Origin of the sequence: Streptomyces sp. NBC_01306, from assembly GCF_026340465.1 — a bacterium.
Lineage (GTDB): Bacteria > Actinomycetota > Actinomycetes > Streptomycetales > Streptomycetaceae > Streptomyces.
This window is the reverse complement of the sequence record NZ_JAPEPC010000002.1, coordinates 503,213-522,951: the sequence shown is the minus strand read 5'-3', so window position 1 is coordinate 522,951 and position 19,739 is coordinate 503,213. Positions and strand designations below refer to the sequence as shown.

The 19,739-nt window shown below is 70.1% G+C and carries 19 protein-coding genes; 14 read left to right on the top strand and 5 right to left on the bottom strand.

Features of this window, described 5'->3' with window-relative positions:
- The gene (locus OG385_RS35470) at positions 1-249 is read right to left on the bottom strand and encodes a ribbon-helix-helix protein, CopG family (protein WP_266862100.1); all 249 of its coding nucleotides are present in this window, start codon (positions 247-249) and stop codon (positions 1-3) included.
- A 168-nt stretch (positions 250-417) separates the two neighbouring features.
- On the opposite strand from OG385_RS35470, the gene OG385_RS35465 reads away from it, so the two are divergent.
- The 4 genes from OG385_RS35465 (at position 418) to OG385_RS35450 (ending at position 3,563) form a co-directional block, all read left to right on the top strand.
- Positions 418-1,314 carry a helix-turn-helix transcriptional regulator gene (locus OG385_RS35465; protein ID WP_266862098.1) on the top strand — a complete coding sequence of 299 codons (897 nt, stop codon included), beginning with the start codon at positions 418-420 and terminating at the stop codon, positions 1,312-1,314.
- 194 nt (positions 1,315-1,508) lie between these two features.
- Positions 1,509-1,874, top strand: coding sequence for a peptidase M23 (locus OG385_RS35460; protein WP_266862096.1), 366 nt, complete (start codon positions 1,509-1,511; stop codon positions 1,872-1,874).
- Positions 1,875-1,935: 61 nt separating this feature from the next.
- Positions 1,936-2,283: a peptidoglycan-binding protein gene (locus tag OG385_RS35455; protein ID WP_266862095.1), complete on the top strand. Its 348-nt coding sequence runs from the start codon at positions 1,936-1,938 to the stop codon at positions 2,281-2,283.
- A gap of 164 nt (positions 2,284-2,447) precedes the next feature.
- Positions 2,448-3,563: a hypothetical protein gene (locus tag OG385_RS35450; protein WP_266862093.1), complete on the top strand. Its 1,116-nt coding sequence runs from the start codon at positions 2,448-2,450 to the stop codon at positions 3,561-3,563.
- 4 nt (positions 3,564-3,567) lie between these two features.
- Here OG385_RS35450 and OG385_RS35445 read toward each other — a convergent pair whose 3' ends face one another.
- Together OG385_RS35445 and OG385_RS35440 are read right to left on the bottom strand one after the other, a co-directional pair.
- A complete protein-coding gene (locus OG385_RS35445; protein WP_323183964.1) occupies positions 3,568-4,902 on the bottom strand; it encodes an MFS transporter in 1,335 nt (444 codons plus the stop codon).
- The gene (locus OG385_RS35440) at positions 4,899-5,510 is read right to left on the bottom strand and encodes a helix-turn-helix domain-containing protein (protein ID WP_266862091.1); all 612 of its coding nucleotides are present in this window, start codon (positions 5,508-5,510) and stop codon (positions 4,899-4,901) included. Before OG385_RS35440 ends, OG385_RS35445 begins: the two co-directional genes overlap by 4 nt.
- 153 nt (positions 5,511-5,663) lie before the next feature.
- Between OG385_RS35440 and OG385_RS35435 the strand changes: the two genes are divergently transcribed.
- From OG385_RS35435 to OG385_RS35420, 4 genes are all read left to right on the top strand, one after another.
- A complete protein-coding gene (locus tag OG385_RS35435; protein ID WP_266862090.1) occupies positions 5,664-6,344 on the top strand; it encodes a PhzF family phenazine biosynthesis protein in 681 nt (226 codons plus the stop codon).
- Positions 6,345-6,644: 300 nt separating this feature from the next.
- Positions 6,645-7,088 carry a MarR family winged helix-turn-helix transcriptional regulator gene (locus OG385_RS35430; protein WP_266862088.1) on the top strand — a complete coding sequence of 148 codons (444 nt, stop codon included), beginning with the start codon at positions 6,645-6,647 and terminating at the stop codon, positions 7,086-7,088.
- Between the two features lie 514 nt (positions 7,089-7,602).
- Positions 7,603-8,586, top strand: a complete 984-nt coding sequence (locus OG385_RS35425) for a Dyp-type peroxidase (protein WP_266862086.1) — start codon at positions 7,603-7,605, stop codon at positions 8,584-8,586.
- Between the two features lie 23 nt (positions 8,587-8,609).
- Positions 8,610-9,407: a family 1 encapsulin nanocompartment shell protein gene (locus OG385_RS35420; protein WP_266862192.1), complete on the top strand. Its 798-nt coding sequence runs from the start codon at positions 8,610-8,612 to the stop codon at positions 9,405-9,407.
- 127 nt (positions 9,408-9,534) lie between these two features.
- Here the strand turns inward: OG385_RS35420 and OG385_RS35415 are convergent, their stop codons facing one another.
- Both OG385_RS35415 and OG385_RS35410 read right to left on the bottom strand, forming a co-directional pair.
- A complete protein-coding gene (locus tag OG385_RS35415; protein ID WP_266862085.1) occupies positions 9,535-9,696 on the bottom strand; it encodes a hypothetical protein in 162 nt (53 codons plus the stop codon).
- Positions 9,697-9,877: 181 nt separating this feature from the next.
- The gene (locus tag OG385_RS35410; protein ID WP_266862084.1) at positions 9,878-12,136 is read right to left on the bottom strand and encodes a trehalase family glycosidase; all 2,259 of its coding nucleotides are present in this window, start codon (positions 12,134-12,136) and stop codon (positions 9,878-9,880) included.
- A gap of 242 nt (positions 12,137-12,378) precedes the next feature.
- Between OG385_RS35410 and OG385_RS35405 the strand changes: the two genes are divergently transcribed.
- The 6 genes from OG385_RS35405 (at position 12,379) to OG385_RS35380 (ending at position 19,582) form a co-directional block, all read left to right on the top strand.
- On the top strand, positions 12,379-13,374 hold the full coding sequence (locus OG385_RS35405) for an Lrp/AsnC family transcriptional regulator (RefSeq protein WP_266862082.1): 996 nt from the start codon (positions 12,379-12,381) through the stop codon (positions 13,372-13,374).
- Positions 13,375-13,500: 126 nt separating this feature from the next.
- The gene (locus OG385_RS35400) at positions 13,501-14,937 is read left to right on the top strand and encodes an amidase (RefSeq protein WP_266862080.1); all 1,437 of its coding nucleotides are present in this window, start codon (positions 13,501-13,503) and stop codon (positions 14,935-14,937) included.
- 24 nt (positions 14,938-14,961) lie between these two features.
- Positions 14,962-15,189 (top strand): hypothetical protein, encoded by a 228-nt coding sequence (locus tag OG385_RS35395; RefSeq protein ID WP_266862078.1) that lies wholly within the window; start codon positions 14,962-14,964, stop codon positions 15,187-15,189.
- Positions 15,186-16,634 carry a sodium:solute symporter gene (locus OG385_RS35390; protein WP_266862076.1) on the top strand — a complete coding sequence of 483 codons (1,449 nt, stop codon included), beginning with the start codon at positions 15,186-15,188 and terminating at the stop codon, positions 16,632-16,634. Before OG385_RS35395 ends, OG385_RS35390 begins: the two co-directional genes overlap by 4 nt.
- Before the next feature lie 157 nt (positions 16,635-16,791).
- Positions 16,792-18,234, top strand: coding sequence for an acyl-CoA synthetase (locus OG385_RS35385; protein ID WP_266862074.1), 1,443 nt, complete (start codon positions 16,792-16,794; stop codon positions 18,232-18,234).
- Positions 18,227-19,582 carry a carboxyl transferase domain-containing protein gene (locus OG385_RS35380; protein WP_266862073.1) on the top strand — a complete coding sequence of 452 codons (1,356 nt, stop codon included), beginning with the start codon at positions 18,227-18,229 and terminating at the stop codon, positions 19,580-19,582. Before OG385_RS35385 ends, OG385_RS35380 begins: the two co-directional genes overlap by 8 nt.
- The last annotated feature ends 157 nt before the right edge of the window (positions 19,583-19,739 follow it).

Genomic DNA, 19,739 nt, shown 5'->3' with positions numbered 1-19,739 from the left:
TCAGGCGGCCCGCCCCGGTGCGTCGAGCAAGGCCGGCGCGTCCTCGGGGAAGGCGCTGTCGAACGCGTCGGCGTTGTCGGTGACGAACGCGCGGAAGACTTCGGCGGCGCCTTCGAGGCGGGGGTCGCGGACGGCGTCGTGCGCGGCGCGGGTGATGAGCGCGGTCACCGTTGTTCCCTCGGCTTCGGCCCGTTCCTTGAGCAACGCGTGCAACTCGTCATCGACCCGGATCGTCACTGGCTTCGACATAACCTGACCGTACAGCAAGGCGTACAGCACGGGTACGGGACCGTCGAATGCGGCCAGGAAGCGGGCTCACAGCGGGCTCACCGTGGGGACGGTGGGGCTCCTGTGCGGTCACGTTCCGGACGGGAACAGGAGGGAACCGCTCCGTCGAACCCTCACGTCGCCTTTGGCATGACAAGCAGAGACATGGACCTCCGGGCCTGTCCGATGGGCACCTGGGAGGCCGCCGACGCGTTACCGCATCCCCGATTACGGCCCGGGGTGCTCGCCTACCGGGGTTTCCGGCTGGCACTGGACCACCCGCGCATACGCCTGGAGGCGCCGATCAGCGCCGCGACCCTGGTCCTGGCCTTCGAGGAACACCCGATCACGCTCACGCGCTCCGACCGTCCGGAGCGCCCGCTCCGCCGGATGTCCGTCCTCTCGGGGTTGCGGACCTGCGCCACCCTGGCCGAGCACGGCGGACGGCTGTACGGGATGGAGGTGAGCCTGGCCCCGTGGATGGCGTTCGCCCTCTTCGACGCGGACCAGCACGACCTGGCCGTCGAATCCGTCGATCCGCTCCTGCTGCCGGGTGGCCGGATCGCTGCCCTCACGGATGCACTGGCCGAAGCACCCTGCTGGCGGCGGCGGTTCAGGATGCTGGACGCGGCGCTGGCGGACTGGGCCGCCACCGGACCGCGACCCGCCCCGCAGATCGTACGGGCCTGGACCCTGCTCAGCCGGTCCGGTGGAACGCTGCCCATCCCTCGTCTGGCGGACGAAGTGGGCTGGGGCGTACGGCAGTTGGAACACCGCTTCCAGCAGCAGATCGGACAGCGTCCCAAGGCGGCGGCGCGGGTGCTGCGTATGCAGCGCGCCCGTCGGCAGCTCTCCCGGGGGCAGCCGCCGGGAGTGGTCGCGGCCGCCTGCGGCTTCTACGACCAGGCGCACCTCTGCCGTGAGTTCAAGGCCATGACGGGGCTGACCTCGACGGAGTTCATCGAAGGCCGCGTCCCCCTCCGGCGCGGCGGGCCTCCGGTGGACCGGCTGCCGGGGGAGAGCACCAGCCTCGTCCTGGCCGGATAAGACGCTGGTTTTCCGCCGTTCGCCTGCTGGGTGCGATTTTCTCCAATACGCGCGGCCGGACCGGCGGCACCGTGGAGGGCACGTACGGGTCCGCGATCCGGCAGGCCCGTCAATTCGACCCAGGTCGGCTCACGCCGACTTGAGCCCACTCAGTTCCACACTCAGTTCCACTCAGTTCTACGGGGGTTCACACCATGCTGTACCGACGTGCACTGATAGCGGCGGGAGCCGTCACACTCACAGCGGGAGCGCTGTTCGTGGCGCCCAGCGCCCAGGCGGCCGACGCGCAGCTGGCGTCGAAGACGGTCTACGTCTACGCCACCAGCGTCCACCTGCGCGAGGCACCGCGTACCAGCGCGACCGTTCTCGCCACCGTCTCGCACATCCACCTCACCGACTGGTGCCAGACCAACAAGAACACGACGCCGGTTGCCGACCCCAGCGGCGGGACCAACACATGGTGGAGCAAGGTCACGCTGACGACAGGCAGTGACGACGCCTGGGTCAGCAACGTCTTCCTGCAGGGCGGACGCAAGATCGCAGGCGTTCCCGACTGCTGAGGGTTCCCAGCGCCGGGGGGCGCCGGGGGGCGCCCCCCGGCCGCAGACAGGAGTACGGACCATGACTCGAATCAGGCGCACGGCGGTCGCTGTCGCGGCCGCGGCGCTGCTCACGTTCACCGGTGCGGCCACCGCGCACAGCGCCACGGCCGCACCATCGGGTGGTATGTCACCGCATGCGGCGTGTGCGTACTACAGCGGCAGGGCACTGACCGTGTACGGCAACCACGGATCGCACGTCTCCCAGGCCCAGTGTCTGCTCGCCAACTGGCGCTATCTGCCGTGGAGCGGCGTGGACGGCGATTTCGGAACGCAGACACTCGCCGCCGTCAAGAAGTTCCAGGGCGCGCACGGCCTCACCGTGGACGGCGAGGTGGGAGCCCACACCTGGGCGAAGCTCTACGCGTAACACGGCCCGACCGTGTGTGGGCCGGTGCCTGCGGCCCTGCCCTGTCCTGTGTGGCGGGCAGGGCCGCAGGGCGCCGGGCCGACGTGAACGACAGGCGGTGAACTCCCCGACGCGGGCAGCTGCGTCGGCGGTGACTTCTGTGGTCCTCGTACGTTGTAAGTGGTGTGCCGAACACTCTGCCCGCCCCTTCCCCTGCCGTGGCCACGCCGACAGTGAAGAGCGCCCCACAGCCCTACCTGCTGACACCTGGTCAGGGGGAAGCGGCCCGCGCCCTGCTGACCTTTGTGGGATCACTTCCGCTGGACGGATCCTCGGACGCGCAGCTGCTCGCCGCGGTGATCGCCATCCGCGCCGCCCGGGACGGCTCCGGCAACCTGACGGGAGTCGACCTGCGTTCGCTGCGCCTGGGCGACGCCGAGGGCGCTCTCCTTGCGCTGTCCGGCCTCGGGTGGCAGCCGCAGGGCGACCTGCTGGCAGGGGATCCCTCCACACCCGTCTCCGTCACCGTGCCCGAACTCTCAGGAGAACCCAGGCCCGACCGCAGCCTGCTCTTCGGCAAGTTGCAGCGTTCCCGGGTTTCGGGCTGGACCACCCGCACCCTGGCCGCCAAGCCGGTCAAGAAGGCTTCCTCCCCGGCCCGGCTGGCGGCACTGTTCCTGGCCGCGCACAGCAGGTCCGACCGCACCGGCACTCTTCCCGCCGGCCTCCCCGGGCAGTGCCACGCGGCCCTGCCGGAGCTGCTGGCCAAGAACTTCCTCTCCGAGGTGGAGGGCGACCGGTACCGGCTGTCCGAGGCCGTACGGCACTTGTCGGGGCGGTATCGGGAACGCGACGATCAGCTGCCTTCCCGGCCTGTCGACAAGTCACCTGTTGAGCAGCTGAGTTGGGAGGAATGGAAGGCCAAGGCGAGTGCGGCGCTGCGTCGACACGTCGAGAACGTCGAGCACTGCCCTCTCTGCAAGTTCTCCACGGCGCGGGTGGCGGAGGCGTTCATGCGGAAGGCCGTTCCCGTCCAGTGCGCAGAGGACGTGCGCACCGCCTACGCCGAGTGGGAGAAGACGCAGCAGGGCCGTGGTCCGCGTGCCGCTGCGTTCGCTGCGGCGTTCCGCGAGGACCACGGCCATGGCCCGTCGTTCAAGCAACTGTGCAAGGGGCTGGGCTGGAAGAAACAGCCACGCGCCCTCCGTGCCCTCATTGTCGGCCGCCTGATCGCCGACGAGTGGCTGACCAACACGGAACCGGTGCCGTGGACGCTGCGTCCCGGGAAGGCCGGCCAGTAGCTGATCATTTGGATGGGATCGGCAGGGCCTCGGGGGTGCTCTGCTCGGAGGCCGGCAGGTCGCGCAGGCCGGGTACGGGTGAGGGCAGCAGCCACAGGAACGAGGTCAGGGCGCCGCCGACGGCGATCCACAGGGTGGGGCGCAGGCCGATGGCGCCGGCGAGTGCTCCCCCGGCGAGCGAACCCAGCGGGCGAGCACCATAGTTGACGGTCCGGTAGGCCCCGAAGACGCGCGAGCGCAGTGTGTCGGGCACGCAGGCCGCGAGGATCGAGCCGATGGCGACGTCGAGCCACATGACGCCGACTCCGGAGCCGAATTCGGCTGCGAGAAGGAACCCGATGACCAGAGGGGTCGGGCCGTGCGCCGCAGGAATCAGCAGCATCGGGGCGGGGAAGGCGATGCACCCCAGGAGGAAGGTGCGGCCCAGGCCGATCCGCTTGACGATGCCTCCGGCGCACCCGGCGCCCAGAAGTCCGCCGACGGCTCCGGCCCCCAGTACCCCGCCGAGCAGGCCAGGACTCAGCCGCAGGGTGGTGGTGGCGTACAGCACGAACAGGGCGGAGACCATGAAGGTGAACAGGTTGACCGTGGCCGTGGCTCCCAGCGCTGCCCGTATGACGGGCGAGCGGGCGATGAAGCGTCCTCCTTCCGCGAGCTGTCCGTGGGCCTTGTGCTCCGCGGGCGGCTCAACCGGGTCGATACGGGAGAGGAACAGGGCCGAGCCGACGAAGGACAGCGCGTCGCCCAGGAGGGCCAGCGGCGCGGAGAGCACCTGCACCAGGATGCCCCCGATACTCGGCCCGGCCACCTGGGACATCGCTCGGTTGCCATGGGTCAGGGCGTTGCCTTCGACATACCGGCGCGCGGGGACAAGGGCGTTGAACAGCGGGGAGTCGCAGACGTCGAAGAGGACCGCGAGGGTGCCGGCGGCGAACGCCACGACGTAGAGGTGGACGAGCGTCAGTGAGTGCAGGACGTAGGCGAGCGGGATGGTGGCCATCAGCGCGGCGCGTCCGAGGTCCGCAGCGATCATGACCCGGCGCCGATGGGCCCGACGGTCCGCCCACACGCCGGCGTGCAGGGCGAAGAACAGGTGGGGCAGCCACGATGCCGCCGCCAGGCAGCCCATCTGTGCGGCGTCGGCGTGCACCGCGATGACGCCGACCAGCGGGATCGCGATCGAGGAAAGCTGGTCCCCGAACAGGGATATGGCCTGCCCGGTCCAGTAGCCGCGGAAAGCCTTCTCCCGCAGCAGGTCGGGGACCCATCGCCCGAGTCCCGCCCGGGTCGGCGGAGCGGTCGCGCGCTCGATCGGTTCGTGGGCGCCGGGGGCGCTCACGAACCGGCTTCCGTCGCAGGGTCCTGGTCCGCGGTGTCAGTCGGGAAGGCCAGGTGCAACAGTGCGACCGGCCGTACGTCCGGTGCGTGCCGGCGGGCGCCGCCGGGGTCCTCCAGGTAGGGCTGCACCAGATCCTGGATCTTGTCGTTCAGCTCGGCCAGTTCTGCCGCCGTCAGACGCAGCTGGTAGTCGCCGAACCGGGCAGCCTCCTGCCACTCGGCCCGCTCCTGCGCTCTGGCCTGGACCCAGCGCGCCGAGAGCTCGAAGTACCGCTCGGCCATGGCCAGCTGAAGCCCCTCTGCGGCAGAGGCGGCCGCGGGATCCGCGGGGGCCGTGTCCCAGCTGGTGAACATTGCGGTTGCCCGCCACGGCTTCTCCCGGCCGCGACCTCCACCTGCCTCTTCCACCAGCCCGTACTTGGCGAGCTGGCGCAGGTGGAACGAGCAGCTGGCGACGCTCTCGCCGATGGCACCGGCGGCCTGCGTGGCGGTCTGCGGACCGTCCCTGCGCAGCAGCCCCACGAGCGCCATGCGCGTCGGGTGCGCATACGCACGCAGCGCGCGTGGATCTGTCAGTCGGACGGAGCTGAGCGGATCTTGGTCAGGCATGATGTAAAGATATCTTTAGAAAGAAGTCTTTACAAGCAGTCGTCGCCAGGAGGGTTCGGGCTCGGCGACCGTGACCGCAGGCGCCACCTCTGGACCTGGTGACGACAGCGGCTGGTCAATGAGGGGCAGTTGGACACGTGCTTTAGTTCCTGCATGACCGATCTTGAGATGGTGAACGTGTTCGTACGTCCGGACGGGACCGGGGGCAACCCGCTGGGCGTGGTGTGTGACGGAACTGCCGTGCCCGGTACGGCAGAACGTCAGGAGACCGCTCGGCGGCTCGGATTCTCCGAGACCGTTTTCGTGGACGACACCGCTCGGGGGGAGGTCGACATCTACACACCCAGCGTGCGGCTGCCCTTCGCCGGCTATCCGCTGATCGGAACGGCGTGGCTGCTGCGGCAACACGGCCTGTCGGCCGATGTGCTGCGGACGGTGGCAGGTGACGTTGCCACCTGGACCGAGGGCGAGTTCACCTGGATCCGTGGCCGGGCGGAGTGGGTGTCGGGCAAGCGCACACGGAGGTACCCGTCGGCCGAGGCTGTCGATGCCCTGCCGACGCCGCCCGCGGGCGACGGCTGGTTGTACGCGTGGGCATGGGTGGACGAAGCCGCGGGCACGATCCGTGCGCGTGGTTTTCCCCGGCGGGGTGACGCCATAGCCGAGGACGAGGCGACCGGCGCTGCGGCGATGGTGCTGGCAGGCGAGTTGGGCCGGGATCTGCGGATCAGCCAGGGCCGGGGCTCCGAGATCCTGGCCCGTCTCTCCGATGGAGGCTGGATCGAGATCGGCGGTCGCGTCGCGGCGACGGAGGTCCACCCGCTGCACCGGTGAACGGGCGTGTGAGGAGCTGGGAGAGCCGCAGGGCCTCGGGGAGAACCCTGTTCATCCGTTTTGTTGCGGGCGATCGGCACCACGGTCAGTGCGGGGGCTCGGTTGTACTCATACGGCAGCGCCGACGGCAACAGCGGCCGGCATGAGGTCGCCGAGGGGCGGACGGCGCTGTGCGGAACCCGGCGCGATCGGAGCCGCACGCGCGCCATCACGGCCGGGGCCGACGGCGATCCGGCCCGGCGGCATTGACGTAGGGTGTGAACCTCGCGGGATCAGGTGGGCGACGGAGCCGAGAGCGGTATGGACGACGAGCAGCGGGTTGATCTAGGGACGTCATTGTTCATCCCGTACCGGTACACCGAGGACCGGATGTTCCGGGCCCTGCAGGATGCCGGGTTCGACGACTGGACCCTCGCCCAGTGCCGGGTGTTCCAACGCATCGCCCCGGACGGTTCGCGCCTCACGGACCTCGCTGACCAGGCGCAAATGAGCAAGCAGAGCGCCGGTGTGCTGGTCGATCAACTGGAACGCCTGGGCTATGTCCGCCGGGTCCCCGACCCAAGGGACGGCCGCGCCCGGTTGATCGTGATCGAGGAACGCGGCCGGCGGGCGGTCGAGGTGGCCTCAGCGACACTCGACGAGATCCTCTCGGAGTGGAAGACCTACCTGGGCACGCGCAACTTCACGTTGCTGCACCAGATCCTGGATCAACTCCGCGAGATCACCGACCCCTACGCGCGGTAGACCCGGCCACGCCGAGCCGTCCCGCCCCGATTCCCGTTCACCCCGAGCCGCCAGGGTCGCCGACAGGCTTCGACTCTGTCTTGATGTGGTCAGCTTCATTGACTTGTTTGCCAGTTATTCGGAGTCGTGTCATCAATGCGAGGTGCTCCGCTGCGCGACAGCACGTCGAATCGCGCCGCTCTCCGGCGTGTGGAAACGTGGAATGGTCAGCCAAACGCGGGAGGTGGCCCATGTCATCGAAGCGACGACGGAAGAAGAAGGCTCGCCGCAAGCACGCCGCTAACCACGGACGGCGGCCGCAGTCCTGAGGGCCACGGCAGCTCCGTACCGAAAGCGGGCGGGTGGCCGCATAGGAGCGGTGGCCCGCCCGTGCTTCCGGCGCAACACGTTGCACAAGCGGTGATGAACGGGGATCCACGGCGCGGATTTCGGCTGGAAGCTAGTATCCCCAGTGCCCCCTGATATCGCTTGCGGGGTGTATTTGCCGTAGCACAACAGCTAGGAGGCAGGCTCCGTGGCCGAGTCGCAGTCCGTGATCGCCCCGCCGGCCGAATCTGCCTTGTTCCTCGTCTGCACCATCGTGCCCGGCGGAGAGTCCGTTGTCCGAGACCTGCTCCCCGATGTGGCCGGGTTGAAGCGATCGGTGGGTTTCCGCGCTCCGGACGCCAGGCTCACCTGCGTCGTCGGCATCGGTTCCGCCGCGTGGGACCGGCTCTTCGACGGGCCGCGACCGCGCGAACTGCATCCCTTCGTGCCGTTGGCGGGCGCCCGCCACTGTGCTCCGTCCACGCCCGGCGATCTCATCTTCCATCTGCGGGCCCGCCGTATGGACCTCTGTTTTGAGCTGGCCCGGCTGATCGGCGAACGCCTCCGAGGAGCGGTCACCGTGGTGGACGAGGTGCATGGGTTCAAGTCCTTCGACGAGCGTGACCTCCTCGGCTTCGTCGACGGCAGCGAGAACCCGGAGGGCGCGCTCGCGGCCGACTCCGTGTTCATCGGCGAGGAGGACCGTGATTTCGCGGGCGGGAGTTACGTCGTCGTGCAGAAATACGTGCACGATCTCGCGGCCTGGAATGCGCTGCCCACGAACGAGCAGGAAATGATCATCGGCCGCACAAAGCTGAACAACGTGGAGTTGTCCGACGAGGTCAAGCCCGCGGACTCCCATGTCGCCCTCAACACCGTCACGGACGAGGACGGCAACGAGCGGAAGATCGTGCGGGACAACATGCCGTTCGGCCGCATCGGACAGAGCGAATTCGGCACCTACTTCATCGGCTATGCGCGCACTCCCGAGGTTACCGAGCAGATGCTGCGCAATATGTTCCTCGGAGACCGGCCGGGCATCCATGACCGGATCCTCGACTTCTCCACCGCAGTCACCGGCTGCCTCTTCCACGTCCCGAACGCCGACTTCCTCGACAATCCGCCGGACCCACCCGCGGGCGCCACGATGACCGAAGGTTCTCTCGGTATCGGCAGCCTCAAAGGAGTCTGATCGTTATGCCCGTGTCCACCGGTATGAACAACCTGCACCGTGAACTCGCCCCGATCACCGCCCAGGCCTGGGCGCAGATCGAGGACGAGGCCCGCCGCACATTTCAGCGCAACGTCGGTGGCCGCCGCGTCGTGGACGTGACCGGACCCGACGATCCCGCGCTCGCCGCCGTCGGCACCGGCCATCTCACCGCGATCGAAGCCCCGGCGGCCGGCGTCACCGCACGGCTGCGCCAGGTGCAGCCCCTGGTCGAACTCCACGTCCCCTTCAAGGTCACCCGCGAAGCGGTGGACGACGTCGAGCGCGGCGCGCAGGACTCCGACTGGCAGCCCGTCAAGGACGCGGCGCGTTCCATGGCGTTCGCTGAGGACAGGGCCGTCTTCGAGGGGTACGCGGCAGCGGGTATCAGCGGGCTCCGTGAGCGGACCTCCAATCCGGTGCTGAGCCTGCCGGCAGAGGTACGTGAGTACCCGGACACCGTCAGCCGGGCTCTGACGACGCTGCGCCTCGCCGGAGTCGCCGGCCCGTACTCACTGCTGCTGGGCGCCGACGCGTACACCGAGGTGAGCGAGACGTCCGACCACGGGTACCCCATCGCGGCACATCTGGGCCGGCTCCTGGACGCGCCGCCCATCTGGGCGCCCGCGCTCGACGGTGCCTTCCTTGTCTCCACCCGCGGCGGTGACTTCGAGCTGCGTCTCAGCGAGGACCTCTCGATCGGCTACACCGCGCATGACACGAACGAGATCGAGCTGTACTTCCGGCAGACGCTGACCTTCCTCGTCTACACCGACGAAGCCGTCGTGGCACTCACATCCTGATCCGCATATCCTGATCCGTACACCAGCGCGTCGGAACGGGACGTCGGAACGGCACGTCGGAACGGCACATCGGAACGCGCCGCGTACTCATGCCCGTACGCGGCGCGTTCCCGTCCTCCGTCGTTCCCTACTCGGCTCCGGCGTCCGGTTCCGGCGGCAGCCCCACGTCGCCGCGGTCCTCCTCCACGCGCTGTTCGAGTTCCTTGTCGTCCGGGCGGCGGGGCATACCGCGTCCGTGCCCGGTCTCCGGGTCGCCTTCGACTTCGCGGTTCGACTTGTGGTGTGCCATCACTCTCTCCTCGCGATGGAGGTGCGGACTGCTCGTACGCTCCAGCGCCCGCCCGACAGGGTGCGGCCGGTGGTCGTGGCATCGTCCCCGCCGGTCCTGCTGCGGGTGGTGCAGTGGAGCGAGTCGTCCTTCACATCGGCATCGACATCTCAGCTCCGGATGATGGGGAACCACCTTCCACTCAAGCCCTCTGCCCGCCGTCCCGCAAGCGGGGGAGAGGTGCGGCGGAGGGGTGCTTGCGCAGCATTTCCAGAACGACCGCAGCCGACCAGGAGAAGTTCGCGGAGTTCTTTCCCGCGCCGGTCAGCGGATGGTAGTTCTCGTGGATGGGCCCGTCGCCGAGCAGGCCGTCCGCGTGCTGGAGGAGCTGTTCGCCGATGGCCCGGGCGTCCCGGTCGTAGCCGTAGTCGGACAGGCCGCGGATGGCGAAATACGCCTGGTCAAGCCAGACGAGACCGCGCCAGTATCCGGTCGGGTCGAACTTCGGGTTGTTGCGCGCGACCGTCGGCAGCGGCATGAAGGTGCCGAACTGCGCGGGGTCGGTGAGTGCGGCACGGGCACCGGCGGCCTCGCGCGCGGACGCGACGCCGGTCCACAGCGGTACAGCGCCTTCGATGCCCTTGCCGGCTGCCGTGAGCGGTCCGCTGCTGTCCGGTCCGCAGTCGTAGAAGTATCCGGTGGCCGGGTCGTAGGTGTGGGCCCTGATCCGGTCCCGCAGGGCGTCCGCCTCATGGTTCAGGTCCTTCGCCTCGTCCGGCCAGCCGAGCTCGGTGGCCATCCGTGCGAGGAAGCGTTTCTCCGCGTACAGGAAACAGTTGAGATCGACCGACTGCTGGGCCAGCGAGTAGCCGACGGTGCGGCCCGCCCGGTCGGTGTTGGTGCGTACCTGTGTGTCGTCGAACCTCGGAGCGTTGTCCATCCCGCTCTCCCAGGCGGCCGCCAGCCTCCGCTGCGCGGTGCTGTCGTTGGCCGGATCCACCGTGGCGCCGTACTCGGCCAGGCCGTTGTGATCGTGGTCCCGGTCGCGGTACCACCACGCGTGGTACGACCTGAGCTTCGGGTACATCCGGTGCAGGAACGCCCGGCCGCCGCCCCGCTCGTACACCTGCCACACCGCCCAGGCGGCCAGCGGCGGCTTGGAGTTGCGTTCGTTCCAGTTCAGGCCGCCCTGGCGAATGTCGTTGTAGAACAGCGCGTCCGGCACCATCCCGGCGTCCTGCGGACGGTCCGGGGAGTCCGCCTGGATCTGGTGGTCGAACATCGACTCAATGGTGGAGACGGCCAGTTGAGGATCGAAGATGGCCGTCGCGGCGGCTTCCTTCCACGAGTCCCAGGCCCAGAAGCCCCCGGCGAACGACGTGTTGGTGAGGGAGGGAGTGATTCCGTCCTTGCGCAGTGCACCGGCCGGGCTGCGCCAGTTGGTCACCAGTGTCTGTACGGCCTTTGCCGCGGTACGGCAGCGGTCGGGGGCCACTCCGTCGAACGAGCGGGTCAGGTAGCGCTGCCAACGGCGGTCCGCACGGTCCGCGACCCGGTCCGGGTGCGCCAGGGCCTCTCGGACGGCCGGGTGGTTTGTGCGGCGCTCGGCGTCGGTGAACGTGTACGACTCGGTCCAGGTGAACGTGGCCGTCGCACCCGGGGCCAGCCTCGTCGGCCGGTGCGCGGTGGTGCGGTACTCGTCGCCGTGGACGGTCGTGCGTACGGACCCGGCGTGCGCCACTTCGAACCGGGTCTGCGCGGTGGTCAGGAAGTCCTTGAACGAGCGGACCTCGGCGAACCGGACCGCGACGCCGTCATCGGTCGCCTGCAGTCGCGGCGCGCTGCGAACCGGCTCGCTGGTGTGGCGCAGCAGCGAGCCCGTCCAGTGGGCGCGCAGCTCGCGGACGCTGTTTCCCCGGTTCTGGACCGTCGCCCGGACCAGGGCGCTCCGGTTGGTGGCGTACCGCAGCTCCACGGTCACGCACAGACCGTCCGTGACGTACGCCTGCGTCAGGACGCCCGGCCGGGCCTCCAGGCGGGGCGCCCGGTCGCCCGACAGGTCGACGGCACGGGCCGACCGCTCGTCGACGAGTCCGAACCGGCTGAAGGCGCGGCTCAGGTACCAGGGGTACTCCTCCGCCACGTACAGGGGCCCGCTGAAGCCTCCGAAGTACGCGTGGTCCGCGGCGGAGGGCAGTCCGTAGGCGTGCCAGGCCCCGAGGTCGGCGAAGACGTTGAGTGGATTGTCGCCCGGCGGCTCGGCCGCCTCGGGAAGGCCGTGCAGATCGAGTACGTCGGAGAGCCCGTCCCGGAACGAGTCTCCTGAACCGTGGTGTGACGCCTCCGGCGCTGTCTCCTGGGGCGCTGTCTCCTGGGCATGTGCGGGCGCCGCCGGCAGCAGGGCGGCCCCCAGTGGTACGAGTGACGAAGCGGCGAACTGCCTCCGCGAGAGATGAATCATCGAGAGCCTCGGAACATGAGGGGTATCGGAATCCGGCCACGCTAACAGTTTGTTGACAGCCCGTTGAGGGGTCTGGCCTGCTCGGATTCCCGGCTGCACCGACGCCGACGGCCAGGACACGGCCACCGGAGTCGGCACGGCCACAGGAGTCGGCACGGTGGACGCGTCCCGGTCCGTGTCGTCCCTCGCCCGTGCGAGCCACGCCGGCTGAGCCCCGCAGACGGACCGCATAGGGTCGAGTGGTGAAGCCTCCGACAGATGTGACCTCGCCCGTGGAGCAACTCGACGCCCTCGACCGCCGTATCGCCGCCGCGCTCCAGATCGACGGGCGGGCGTCCTGGCGGCGGATCGCCTCCGCGCTCGGGGAGCCGGAGCGGAAGGTGGCGCGGCGCGGCCTGCGGCTCCTGGAGAGCGGGCGGGTGGCCGTCACGGGTCTTGTGGTGCGGGGGGAGACCGTGATCCTGCGGATGAACTGCCGGCCTGGGGCGGTACGGGACGCGGCAGCGGCGGCGGCCGGGCGTGACGACGCGATCTTCAGCTATGTGCTGGCGGGGGCGGTCGACTGTGTGGCCGAACTGCAGTGTTCGCCGGGCCAGTTGGCGCATCTGATGCTCGACGAGGTGCCCGCACTGCCCGGACTCCTCTCCCAGAACGTCTCGCCGGTCCTGCGGTACTTCCGCACGGTGCACGAGTGGCAGCCGGACATCCTGGACGAGGACGAGATCGCGGCGCTCGGCGGCCGGTCTCCGGTCGCGGACGGTGTCGGTCTGCCGGACTCCGATGTGGGCCCGGAGGAGCGGGCGATCCTGCGGGCGCTGGCCGAGGACGGGCGGTGTACGCACGAGGAACTGGCCGCGGTCGCGGGAGTCTCGCTGGCAACGGCCCGGCGGCGCGTTGAGTCGCTGACCCGCGACGGGCTCGTCAGCATCAGGGCCTGTGTGGAGCCCGCACTGCTCGGACTTCCGGTCGAGGCACTGCTGTGGATCAAGACGCGCCCCGATGAGGTGGAGGCCGTCGGGCAGTTGCTCGTCGCATCGCCGCTCGTGCGGTACGCGGCCGTGGTCATGGGCGAGTACCAGCTGCTCGTCGATGTCACGCAGCCTTCGAAGGCCGCGCTGCACGAATTCCTGACCGCGGAGCCATGGGTGCGGAGGGTGCAGGCAGTCCAGTCCCATCTGGTGGTGGAGGCCCTCAAGCGGAGCGGGACGACCACACCGCTCCTGCGTCACCGCGTCTGAGGCCTCGCCCGACTCGCAGCTCCCAAGTTCTGACCATAATCTCCAGGCGCAGAATATTCGCGTCTGAAAAATTCACTCACGCATGGGTGTTGACGTATCTGGTCAGCGGCCCTCAGTGTGTGCCGCATGATCGAAGACACGGCCGATGGCCTCTGCATGCTCGACGCCACGGAACTCGCAGAGCGTCTGCGCAGCCGCGACCTCTCCGCCCGTGAGGTCGTCCGGGCCCACCTCGACCGGATCGCGCGGATCAACCCCGCTGTCAACGCCATCGTCACCCTGGACGAGGAAGGCGCACTCCGCGCGGCAGCCGCGGCCGACGAACGGATGGCGCGGGGCGAGGCCACCGGCCCCTTGCACGGGCTGCCGATCGCGTTCAAGGACACCCACCTGACACGCGGAATGCGCACCACCCACGGTTCGCCGCTCTTCGCCGACCATGTGCCGGACGAGGACGAGCTCCTGGTCCAGCGGATCGAGGCAGCGGGCGCCATCCGTATCGGCAAGACCAATGTGCCGGAGTTCGCGGCGGGTTCGCACACGTTCAACCCCGTCTTCGGCGCGACCCGCAATCCGTACGACACCGGGCGTTCGGCCGGTGGCAGCAGCGGCGGCGCCGCGGCCGCGCTCGCCGCCGGGCTGCATCCGCTGGCCGACGGCAGCGACATGGGCGGCTCGCTGCGCAACCCCGCTTCCTTCTGCAACGTCGTCGGACTGCGGCCCACCCCGGGCCGGGTGCCGTCCCATCCGTCCGGCGACGTGTGGGACACCCTCGCGGTCGCGGGCCCCATGGGCCGCACGGTCGCGGACACCGCCCTGCTCCTGTCCGTGATGGCGGGCCCCGACCCCCGCTGCCCCCTCTCGCTGGACTCGCCCGGCCACACCTTCCGCGCCCCTCTGACACGCGGGGACCTGAAGGGACTGCGAGTCGCCTGGGCGCCCGACCTCGGCGGGCGGGTACCCGTCGACCGGGACGTGTCCGACGTACTGGCCCGGCAGGCGGCGATCTTCGAGGAGCTGGGGTGCCGCGTCGAAGAGGACTGCCCGGACCTCGATGGCGCCGAACACGTCTTCCGGACCCTACGTGCCCAGGCGTTCAGCCTCGGGTTCGGAACGTTCCTCGACGAACGGCGCGACGCGCTCAAGCCCAGCCTCATCCGGAACATCGAGGAGGGACGGCGCCTCACCGTCGCGGATCTCGAACGTGCCACCGCCGAGCGCACCCGTATCCATCTCGCCGCGACCGGCTTCTTCGAGCGGTACGACGTGCTGCTCGCGCCCGTCAGCCAGGTCTCGCCGTTCCCCGTCGATGACGAGTACCCCACCGGGATCGACGGGCAGCCGCAGCACAGCTATCTCGACTGGATGCGCTCCGCGTACTTCCTCTCCGTTCTGGGCGCACCCGCCCTTTCGGTGCCCGCCGGCTTCACCGACGCCGGACTCCCCGTCGGCCTGCAGATCGTGGGCCCGCCGCGCGCCGAAGCTGCCGTGCTCGAAGTCGGTGCCGCGTTCGAGGCCGCGACCCGGCACGGGCGCCGGCGACCGGTACTTCCCCCTGCCTGAAGCTGTCGCCCCCCGGGAGCCCCGATGAGAAAACTGCATGTGATCTGGGCCGTCGTGCCCGTAATGGCGTTCCTCAGCACCCCGTTCCTGCCCTTCGTGAACGGCCCCCATCTGTGGCTCGGCGTCCCCTCCGTACTGGCCTGGTGCCTGTTGTGGACGGCCGGGACGACGGCCGGGCTCGCGCTCACCGACCGCTTCGCCCTGCCGGCCGAGGCACGCGAGGACACCCCCGAGACGGAGACCACGGCATGAACAGCACCAGTGTCATCGCCACGATCGGCATGCTGGCCATCGCCGTGGTCGGGATCGGCAGACACCGCCCGGCCAATGGTCCGCTCGGTGAATGGACCGTCGGCGAACGGAAGTTCTCCACCTTCACCACGTGGTTCCTGCAGGCGGGCGAGTCCTTCACCACCTTCAGCTTCCTTGGTCTGGCCGGCCTGGCCTTCGGCGGCGGGGTCGCGGCCTCGTACGCCTTGTGCTATCTCGCCATCAACTTCGTCCTGCAGTACTTCACCGCTCCGCGCATGCGCCAACTCGGAGCAGAGCACGGCTATCTGACGCAGGCGGACTTCTTCGCCGAGCGCTACCGCAGCCCGCTCCTGGGCCGGGTCGTCGCCATCGTCGGGGCCGTGTTCCTGCTGCCCTACCTCCAGTTGCAGATCACCGGCCTCGGCCTGATCGTCCAACTGGCGACGGGCAGCCGCACGGGCGGCAACCTCAGCATGATCCTGGCGACCGTCCTCACCGTCGGCTTCGTCCTGTGGTCCGGAATCCGCGGTGTCGCCCGCGTCGCCTACCTCAAGGACGCTCTGATGGTCGTCGGGCTCCTCGTCCTGTTCATCGGGGTCGCGATCTCGGCGAAGGGCGGCATCGGAGGCCTCTTCGAGACCGTACGGGACACTCACCCGGACCTCCTGACGCTCCACCAGAAGGGCTATGACGCAACATTCTTCGTCAGCGCCGTCATCATCTCCGGCATCGGCGGCGGCCTGGGAACCATGGCCCATCTGTGGCCTCCGGTCCTCGCGGCCCGAAGCGGCCGGGCGCTGCGCTCCAACGCCATCTGGCTGCCCCTCTACCAGATAGCCCTCGGCATCCCGGTCATCGTCGGCTTCGCCGGCATCCTCATGGTGTCGCCCGACTCGCCAGGAAACGCGGTGGCACTGACCCTCGCCGGCCAGACCCTGCCCGGCTGGCTGGTCGGTGTGGTCGCGGTGGCCGCGGCATCGGCGGCCATGGTGCCGTCCGCCGCCATCATCGTGGGCATCTCCAGCCTGCTGTCGCGCAATGTCCTCAGCGCCCGCAGCGAGCGCACCCAGCTGCGCACGAACCATGTGTGCGCGGTCGTCGCCGCAGCCCTGGCGCTCTGTCTCGGGCTGTCCCGTCCCGACCTCCTCGCCAACCTCCTGCTGCTCACCTTCGGCGGACTCAGCCAGCTGGCCCCTGCCATCGTCATGGGCCTGGCCAGGAAGGTGCGCCTGGACGCGATCCCCGTACTGCTCGGCATCCTCACCGGGGTGGCGGTCCTCACCTGGCTGACCTTCGGCGACGTGGATCTCGGGACAATGGACCCGGGACTCGTGGCGCTGCTGCCCAACCTCGCCGTCACCGGTGTGGCACAACTGGTGGTGCGCTCGCGTACCTCCCGGGAGGAACCCGGTGGCGTACGGGGTAAGAGAGTCGGGGTGGCCTGAGAGGAGGAGAACCGTCAACAGCCCGGCCCCGGCCCGGCCCAGAAAACATCCGGCCCCGAATTCCGTCCCGTGTTCCGTCCGGTATCGCATCCCATGTTCCGGTCCCGTGTCCCGCCGGCCTCCGTTCCGCCCTCGCCTTGTCCAAGGAGTTAGACGTATGCCCCCTCTCTTCCCGGCCCTGACCGCGGGCTCGGCCCGCCCTGCGCTGACCTTCGGCGACCGCTCGCTCAGCCATGCCGAACTGGCCGCCGCGGCGGGAGCGTCGGCGGCCCTGCTCGGCAGGGCCGGCCGGGTCGCGGTCTGGGCGACGCCCACCCTGGAGACCGCCGTCGGCGTGGTCGCCGCGCTGCTCGCCGGGGTGCCCGCCGTACCGCTCAATCCGCGAACCGGCGAGCGCGAGCTGGCGCACATCCTGTCCGACAGCACACCGTCACTGGTCCTCGCGGCACCCGGCGACGAACTGCCGCCGGTACTCGACAAGCTGGACCGGGCGAACATCGACGTCCGGGCGACGTCCGGGCCCCTGCCGCTGCCCGAAGAGCCGCCGGCCGAGGCTCCCGCACTGATCGTCTACACCTCCGGCACCACCGGCCCGCCCAAGGGCGTCGTCCTGCCGCGCCGGGCGATCACCTCCACGCTGGACGCGCTGGCCGACGCCTGGGAGTGGACGGACGACGACGTACTGGTCCACTCCCTTCCTCTCTTCCATGTCCACGGGCTGATCCTGGGCATCCTCGGCCCGCTGCGCCGGGGCGGCGCCGTGCACCATCTCGGCCGCTTCGAGACAGCCGCCGTCGCCCGCGAACTGGCCGCTCACGGCACGATGTTCTTCGGTGTTCCCACCATGTACCACCGCATCGCCGAGGCCCTCTCCGACGAGCCGGCGCTGGCCGAAGCCCTGTCAGGCGCCCGGCTGCTGGTGTCGGGGTCGGCCGCGCTCCCCGTGTACGACCACGAGCGCATCGCCGCCGCGACGGGGCGACGGGTCATCGAGCGGTACGGCATGACCGAGACCCTGATGAACACGAGCGTCCGCGCCGACGGTGAGCCCCGGCCCGGCACGGTCGGCGTGCCGCTGGCCGGGGTGAAGGTGCGGCTGGTCGAGGAGACGGGGGAGGAGATCACGGCGTACGACGGTGAGAGCGTCGGCGAGATCCAGGTGTGCGGGCCCAATCTGTTCACCGAGTATCTGAACCGTCCGGATGCCACCGCCGCGGCATTCGACGGGCCGTGGTTCCGTACCGGCGACATGGCGACCCGCGACCCGGACGGGGCCGTCCGTATCGTCGGCCGGAAGGCCACCGACCTCATCAAGAGCGGCGGCTACAAGATCGGCGCGGGCGAGATCGAGAACGCCCTCCTGGACCATCCCGCGGTACGCGAGGCGGCGGTCACCGGCGAGCCGGACCCGGACCTGGGCGAGCGCATCGTCGCCTGGATCGTTCCGTCCAACATGCAAAGCCCGCCTTCGGTCGAGGAGTTGGCCCGGCATGTGGCACAGCAGCTGGCCCCGCACAAGCGGCCCCGCGAGGTGCGGCTGCTCGACGAGCTGCCCCGCAACGACATGGGCAAGATCATGAAGCGTGCGCTGCATGGCTGACCCGTGGACGGCCCGCGAGGCGATCGACGCCGTAGCGGACCCGGGTTCCTTCACCGAGCTGGTCCCACCGCCCCGTGCCACGGAGCCCGACGGCCCGCTCGGCTGGCCGGGGTACGACGAGTCGACCGCGCGGGCGGCGGCGCGGACCGGTGAACGCGAGTCCGTCGTCTGCGGCACCGCTTCGATCGGCGGCCGGGAGGCCGTTCTCATCTCCTTCGAGTTCGGCTTCCTCGGCGGCTCGCTCGGGGAGCCCACGGGTGACCTCCTGGAAGCCGCCTTCACCCTGGCCAGGGAACGGCGCGCCCCGCTCGTCTCGCTGATCGCCACGGGCGGCAGCAGGATGCAGGAGGGTATGCGCGCACTGACCCAACTGCAGCGTGTGACACGTCAGTCCGCTCTGCTGCGAGCCACCGGCACCCCGCAGATCGCGGTGGTGCGCGACCCTACGACGGGCGGCGGCTGGGCCACCCTCGGCGCGGCGGCGGACGTCGTCCTCGCGCTGCCCGGCGCACAGGTGGGCTTCGCGGGATCACGGGTGCGGCCACCGGGCGCCGACCCGGCCGCGTACACCGCCGATGGCCAGTTCGCCGCCGGGCAGATCGACGCGCTGGTGCGCCCCGGGGAACTGCGGACGGCCCTGGCCGACTGGCTGTTGCTGCTGTCCGGACCACGGGGCGCCGGAGCGCCCGAACCCCCCGGCACCATCGTCGGGGGACCGGCCCGCGCCATCTCCGGCCAGGAGGCGGTCGCGCTGGCCCGTTCCCCGGAGCGTCCACGCGCCGCCGCATACCTCGCCGCCTTCTTCGGCGGCCGTATCCGGGAGATCAGCGGGGACCGCTGCGGTGGCACCGACCCGGGCGTACGGTGCGGCTTCGGCATCCACCAGGGGTTGACCGTCGCTTACGTCGCGCAGTGCGGCACGGCGACCCGCCCGGCCGGCTACCGCACCGCCACCCGGCTGGTCTCTCTCGCCGATGCCCTGGGCATCCCGGTGATCACCTTCATCGACACGCCAGGGGCCGCCAACGACGCCGAAGCGGAGCGCTCCGGCGCGGGCCCGGCCATCGCCGGTCTCTTCCTGGCCATGGCCACCGCCCGCGTACCGCTCACCACGCTCCTCATCGGCGAAGGCGGTTCCGGGGGTGCGCTCGCGGCGGCCGCGCCGGGCAACCTCTGGGCCACACCGGACAGTTACTTCTCGGTCATCGCACCGGAGGCCGCCGCCGCCATCCTCAAGCGCGCACCGGACCGGAACGGGGAGACCGCGGACCAGCTGCGCCTGCGCCCCCACGATCTGGTGGAGCTGGGCATCGCACGCGGGGTGGTGAGCGTCCTGCCTTCTGCGTGATGCCTGGGCGGGGTCCCGGCCTGCGCTCCCGGGCCGGCTCCTGGGTTCGCGCTACGGATCGGGGCCGACGGGCCTGTCGTCCGGCGGCCTGCGATCCTGGATCAAGCCTCCTCGGCATTTTCGTACGTCCTGGTACGGGGCCAGGCCGTGAGGCGCG

Bases quoted from the DNA above. Each gene is read 5' to 3' on its own strand.
- OG385_RS35460 (WP_266862096.1), top strand. From the start codon at position 1,509: ATGCTGTACCGACGTGCACTGATAGCGGCGGGAGCCGTCACACTCACA.
- OG385_RS35470 (WP_266862100.1), bottom strand. From the start codon at position 249: ATGTCGAAGCCAGTGACGATCCGGGTCGATGACGAGTTGCACGCGTTG.
- OG385_RS35440 (WP_266862091.1), bottom strand. From the start codon at position 5,510: ATGCCTGACCAAGATCCGCTCAGCTCCGTCCGACTGACAGATCCACGC.
- OG385_RS35430 (WP_266862088.1), top strand. From the start codon at position 6,645: ATGGACGACGAGCAGCGGGTTGATCTAGGGACGTCATTGTTCATCCCG.
- OG385_RS35400 (WP_266862080.1), top strand. From the start codon at position 13,501: ATGATCGAAGACACGGCCGATGGCCTCTGCATGCTCGACGCCACGGAA.
- OG385_RS35420 (WP_266862192.1), top strand. From the start codon at position 8,610: ATGAACAACCTGCACCGTGAACTCGCCCCGATCACCGCCCAGGCCTGG.
- OG385_RS35435 (WP_266862090.1), top strand. From the start codon at position 5,664: ATGACCGATCTTGAGATGGTGAACGTGTTCGTACGTCCGGACGGGACC.
- OG385_RS35465 (WP_266862098.1), top strand. From the start codon at position 418: ATGACAAGCAGAGACATGGACCTCCGGGCCTGTCCGATGGGCACCTGG.
- OG385_RS35390 (WP_266862076.1), top strand. From the start codon at position 15,186: ATGAACAGCACCAGTGTCATCGCCACGATCGGCATGCTGGCCATCGCC.
- OG385_RS35395 (WP_266862078.1), top strand. From the start codon at position 14,962: ATGAGAAAACTGCATGTGATCTGGGCCGTCGTGCCCGTAATGGCGTTC.
- OG385_RS35385 (WP_266862074.1), top strand. From the start codon at position 16,792: ATGCCCCCTCTCTTCCCGGCCCTGACCGCGGGCTCGGCCCGCCCTGCG.
- OG385_RS35410 (WP_266862084.1), bottom strand. From the start codon at position 12,136: ATGATTCATCTCTCGCGGAGGCAGTTCGCCGCTTCGTCACTCGTACCA.
- OG385_RS35380 (WP_266862073.1), top strand. From the start codon at position 18,227: ATGGCTGACCCGTGGACGGCCCGCGAGGCGATCGACGCCGTAGCGGAC.
- OG385_RS35455 (WP_266862095.1), top strand. From the start codon at position 1,936: ATGACTCGAATCAGGCGCACGGCGGTCGCTGTCGCGGCCGCGGCGCTG.
- OG385_RS35415 (WP_266862085.1), bottom strand. From the start codon at position 9,696: ATGGCACACCACAAGTCGAACCGCGAAGTCGAAGGCGACCCGGAGACC.